The following is a 4,776-nucleotide window of genomic DNA, read 5'->3' on the forward strand; positions in this document are numbered from 1 at the left end:
CGACACGCGGCCGAGGTCGACCGGCACGTCGGCCAGGTCGTCGCGCCCGCCGCGTAGCAGCGCGCCGATCCGCTCGATGATCCGGGCGATGTCGGGCGGGGCGCGCCTTCCTCGGCGCCGGGGCAGCGGCGGAGCAGGCGCTGCCGCGTCTTCTCCGCGCTGGACCCCGGCAGCTGCACGCCGGTGATGCCGCGCGGGCCCCAGGCGATGCCGCAGGGGCCGATGGCGGTCTCGAACAGGGTGTAGAGATGGTCGCTCATGGTGTGGATGCTAGCACCGGGCCGGAAGGCGGTCGGCCCGGTTCTTGCGGTCAAACTCAATGACCGACGGTTGCCGGGTTGTGCTCCGCCGCCTCGACCTCCACCTCGCGCGGCGCCGCAGTCGCCGGGCGAGGGGCGATCGGGATCAGCCAGATGGTGACGAAGGTCAGCACCGCCATCGCCACCACGCCCAGGAAGGTCCAGTGCAGCGCCCGGTCGAAGACGTCGCGGACCGACGGGTTGGCGGCCAGCTCGGCCAGGCCCGCCGGCTGGTTCAGCACGTCGTGCACCCTCGCCGCCAGCGCGCCGCTGCCGAAATGGACGATGCCGATGTTCAGGATGGCGCCCAGCGCTGTGGCGCCGATGGTGCTGCCCAGGTTGCGGCCGAAGATGATCGACGCCGTGGCGCTGCCGCGCATCGACCATTCGACGCTGTCCTGCACCACGGCGATGGTGGTCAGGCTGATCAGCCCCATGCCGAAGCCCATGATGAAGGCGCCGGCCCCGGCCACCACCGGATGGGTCTGCGGCGTCAGGAACAACAGGAAGCTGGCGCCAAGGGGGAACAGCAGGCTGCCGGCGCGCAGGGTGCGGCGCACGCCGAAGGCGCGGTACAGCCGCTGCGACAGCATCACCGCAAGCGGCCAGCCGAATACCAGCATGCTCAGGGTGAAGCCGGCGGTGATCGGCGACCGCCCCAGCACGCCCTGGACATAGACCGGCAGGATGGTGGTCAGCCCGATCAGCGCCATGCCGGCCAGCACGGTGGCGACGTTGCTGGTGGCGACCAGCCGGCGGCTCCACAGCTCCAGCGAGATGATCGGCTCCGGCGCCCGCCGCTCCTGCCACAGGAACAGCAGGCCTGCGACCAGGAACAGCAGCCCCAGCCCGCCCAGCACCCAGCCGCTGGCCTCGGTCTCGGTCAGGATCACCAGCAGCGACACGATGGCGACCGAGAACAGCGCGGCGCCGGTGTAGTCGATCCGGACCTTACGCGGCTCGATCCGCTCCTTCAGGAACAGGATGAAGCCGGCGATGGTCAGCACGCCGAATGGCAGATTGATCCAGAAGATCCAGGCCCAGGACAGGGTGTCGACGATGACGCCGCCGGCCAGCGGCCCGATGACGGCGGAGGTGGCCCAGACGCTGGCCATCAGGCCCTGCGCCCGGCCACGCTCCTCCAGCTTGTACAGGTCGCCGACCACCGTCATGGTCACCGGCGTGATCGCCCCGGCGCCCAGGCCCTGCATGAGGCGGAACAGGATCAGCGACCCCATCGACCAGGCGAAGCCGCACAGCACCGACCCGATCAGGAACAGGATGGTGCCGCCGACCAGCACCGGCTTGCGGCCGAAGACGTCCGACATCTTGCCGTAGATCACGGTGGTGGTGGACTGGGCCAGCAGGAAGGCCGAGAACACCCAGCTGTAATAGGTGAAGCCGCCCAGCTCGCCGACGATGCGGGGCATGGCGGTGGCGACGATCGTCGCCTCGATCGCGACCATGAAGGTCGCCAGCATGATCGAGGCGATGACGAACGGGCGCTTCGATCGATCGACAGCTGTGGACATCGGCGTTCCTCCGGGCCTCGGGCGGGCCGGTGCGGCGGGCGGGGGTCTCTGCGGATGACGGATGGCTCATCCTACATTCGACACCGGGCGCTGGCGTGGGGGTGCAACGCAGCCATGCATCCCCACGCCTGCCCCTTGTTCCAGACGCCGGGATTGCCCATGGCCGCCGCCGGCCCAGCTTTCTGGACGGGCTCAGCACGGGGAGGGGACCATGCTCTACAAGGGAAGCTGTCATTGCGGCCGCGTCGCCTTCGAGGTCGAGGGCGATCTGACCGGCGCCGTGTCCTGCAACTGCTCGATCTGCGCCCGCAAGGGCGCGCTGCTCTGGGCCGTGCCGCATCTCGACCTGCATGTGCGGGCCGAGCCGGTGGATCTCGGCACCTATCTGTTCAACCGGCACGTCCTCCAGCACCGCTTCTGCCGTAACTGCGGCATCCATGTCTTCGCCGAGGACGCCGCGCCGGGGGCCGACCGGTCGGCCTATATCAACATCCGCTGCCTGGAGGACATCGACCTCGCGGCGGTGCCGGTGCATGAGTTCGACGGCCGGTCGATGTAGCGGCTCAACCCCGGTCCAGTCCGGGAATCCGCGGCAGCTCCGCAGCCAGGTGGTCGACGAAGGCGCGGACCCGGCGCGGGACGAAGCGGGCGGAGGGGTAGACCGCATGCACCTCCAGCGGGGCATAGGCATAGCCATGCATCACCCGCACCAGCGCGCCGCTGTCCAGCAGCGGCTGCACCAGCGGCAGCTGGGCGCCGCCGATGCCGATCCCGGCGCGGATCGCCTCGATCAGCACGAAGGCGTTGTTGGCCAGGAAGCGGGATTGCACCCGCACCTCCAGCGGCCCGTCCGGCCCGGCCAACGGCACCGCGTCGCCCGCCGCCGCCCAGCTGAAGCGGACATGCGGGTGGCGGGCGAGATCTTCCGGCGTCTCCGGGCTGCCATGGGCGGCAACATAGCCGGGCGACGCCACCAGGATCCGCCGCAGCGTCGCCAGCCGGCGCGCCACCAGTCCGGGCGAGGCCAGGGCGCCGAGGCGGATGGCGACGTCGACGCCCTCGCCGATCAGGTCGGCATAGCGGTCATCGGCGATCAGCTCGACTGACAATTCCGGATGGCGCTGCTGGAAGCCGATCAGGATCGGCGCCAGATGCGCCTGGCCCAGCCCGGCCGGGGCATGCACCCGCAGGCTGCCCGTGAGTGCGTCCGACACCTCGGCCAGCCCGTCCTCGGCCTCGGCCACCGCCTCCAGGATGCGGCGGGCCTGGGCGCGGTAGCGCTCGCCCGCCTCGGTCAGCGCCAGGCGGCGGGTGCTGCGGTTCAGCAGGCGCACGCCCAGCCGCCGCTCCAGCGCCGCCACCTGCTGACTGACCGCCGGCTGGGTCAGGCCCAGCGCCCGCGCCGCCGCCGACAGGCTGCCGAGCTCCGCCACCCGCAGGAAGGTGGCCATGGTGGCGAAGCGGTCCATACGGCAACCATCTCAAAAATTTGCTTATAGATGATAGTCAATCAGTCCATCTACTCAATCCATTCGGAATGAATGATCTCTGGGCCAGGACACAGGCACGGAGAGAGCGATGGACCGGAAGACGGCGCTGGTGGTCGGAGCCCAAGGGGTGATCGGCCGCAACCTGGTGGAGCATCTGGCGACGCTGGAGGATTGGGACGTGATCGGGCTCTCGCGCCGCGGCGGCGAGGCCTCGGGCCGGGTCCGGCACGTCGCCGTCGACCTGCTCGATCCCGCCGATGCGCGCGACAGGCTCGGGGGACTGCGCGAGGTCACTCACATCTTCTACGCCGCCTTCCAGGACCGGCCGAGCTGGGCCGAGCTGGTGGCGCCGAACCTGGCCATGCTGGTGAACGCGGTGGAGGCCGTCGAGGTCGTGGCGCCGGGGCTGCGCCATGTCAGCCTGATGCAGGGCTACAAGGTCTATGGCGGCCATCTCGGCCCGTTCAAGACGCCGGCGCGGGAGGATGATCCCGGCCCGATGCCGCCGGAATTCATGATCGACCAGCTGGCCTGGCTGCGGCAGCGCGCCGCCACGCGGGGCTGGGGCTGGTCGGCGATCCGCCCGGCGGTGGTCGGCGGCGCGGCGCTGGGCAACACGATGAACCTGGCGGTCGCCATCGCCGTCTATGCCTCGATGGCGAAGGAGCTGGGCCTGCCGCTGCGTTTCCCCGGCAAGCCGGGCGCCTATGGCAAGCTGCTGCAGATGACCGATTCCGGCCTCTTGGCCCGGGCCACCGTTTGGGCCGCGACCGACCCGCGCGCCGCCGGCCAGGCCTTCAACATCGCCAATGGCGACCTGTTCCGCTGGGCGGACCTGTGGCCGCGCCTGGCCCGCTTCTTCGGGCTGGAGACGGCGCCGCCGCTGCCGATGCCGCTCGACACCATGATGGCGGACAAGGAGCCGCTGTGGCGGGCGATGATCGACCGGCACGGCCTGGCGCCGACGCCGTATCGCAACGTCTCGTCCTGGCGCTTCGCCGATTTCATCTTCGGCCTGGACTACGACATGTTCGGCGACACCACCAAGGCGCGCCTCTTCGGCTTCCACGACACGGCCGACACCGAGGCGATGTTCCTCGCCATCTTCCGGGATCTGAGGCAGCGCCGCATCATTCCGTGAGTGTCCGCTCTATCCTTGCCGCGATGCCGTCCAGCAGCAGGCCGAGACCATGGTCGAACTCGGCGTCCGGATCGGCGTCGCGCACCGCCGCCATGCCGTCGGCCAGCGTCGGATAGGCGGCGAGGTCGGCGGCGGCCATGCGCTCGCCCTCACGGTCGGCGGCGTCGGCGGCATCGGCCTGCTCCTCCAGCACCCAGCCGACGACATAGCGGCCGATCGCGATCTGGGCGCGCAGCGCGTCGGCCGGGGCAAGGCCGGCCGCGCATAGCAGGGCGGTCTCGGATTCGACCGCGGCGAACTCCGCCGGCTCCGGC

Annotated in this window: 6 protein-coding genes; 2 read left to right on the forward strand and 4 right to left on the reverse strand. The window is 70.6% G+C overall.

The features are described from left to right. Both P409_RS26960 and P409_RS26965 read right to left on the reverse strand, forming a co-directional pair. Window positions 1-260 (reverse strand): hypothetical protein (locus P409_RS26960; RefSeq protein ID WP_202964824.1); only part of this gene is annotated, 260 nt, incomplete at its 3' end. Window positions 261-316: 56 nt separating this feature from the next. Further along, on the reverse strand, window positions 317-1,831 hold the full coding sequence (locus P409_RS26965) for an MDR family MFS transporter (RefSeq protein ID WP_034845680.1): 1,515 nt from the start codon (window positions 1,829-1,831) through the stop codon (window positions 317-319). A gap of 211 nt (window positions 1,832-2,042) precedes the next feature. On the opposite strand from P409_RS26965, the gene P409_RS26970 reads away from it, so the two are divergent. Further along, a complete protein-coding gene (locus P409_RS26970) occupies window positions 2,043-2,390 on the forward strand; it encodes a GFA family protein (RefSeq protein ID WP_034845682.1) in 348 nt (115 codons plus the stop codon). Between the two features lie 4 nt (window positions 2,391-2,394). On the opposite strand, the gene P409_RS26975 is transcribed toward P409_RS26970, so the two are convergent. Next, a complete protein-coding gene (locus tag P409_RS26975) occupies window positions 2,395-3,300 on the reverse strand; it encodes a LysR family transcriptional regulator (protein WP_034845684.1) in 906 nt (301 codons plus the stop codon). A 109-nt stretch (window positions 3,301-3,409) separates the two neighbouring features. Between P409_RS26975 and P409_RS26980 the strand changes: the two genes are divergently transcribed. Further along, on the forward strand, window positions 3,410-4,462 hold the full coding sequence (locus tag P409_RS26980) for an SDR family oxidoreductase (protein WP_034845686.1): 1,053 nt from the start codon (window positions 3,410-3,412) through the stop codon (window positions 4,460-4,462). Here P409_RS26980 and P409_RS26985 read toward each other — a convergent pair. Further along, a partial coding sequence (locus P409_RS26985; protein WP_034845687.1) for a TetR/AcrR family transcriptional regulator C-terminal domain-containing protein occupies window positions 4,452-4,776 on the reverse strand: 325 nt, incomplete at its 5' end. The two genes, P409_RS26980 and P409_RS26985, sit on opposite strands and share 11 nt — an antisense overlap.

Source organism: Inquilinus limosus MP06 (assembly GCF_000767795.1).
GTDB lineage: Bacteria > Pseudomonadota > Alphaproteobacteria > DSM-16000 > Inquilinaceae > Inquilinus > Inquilinus limosus_E.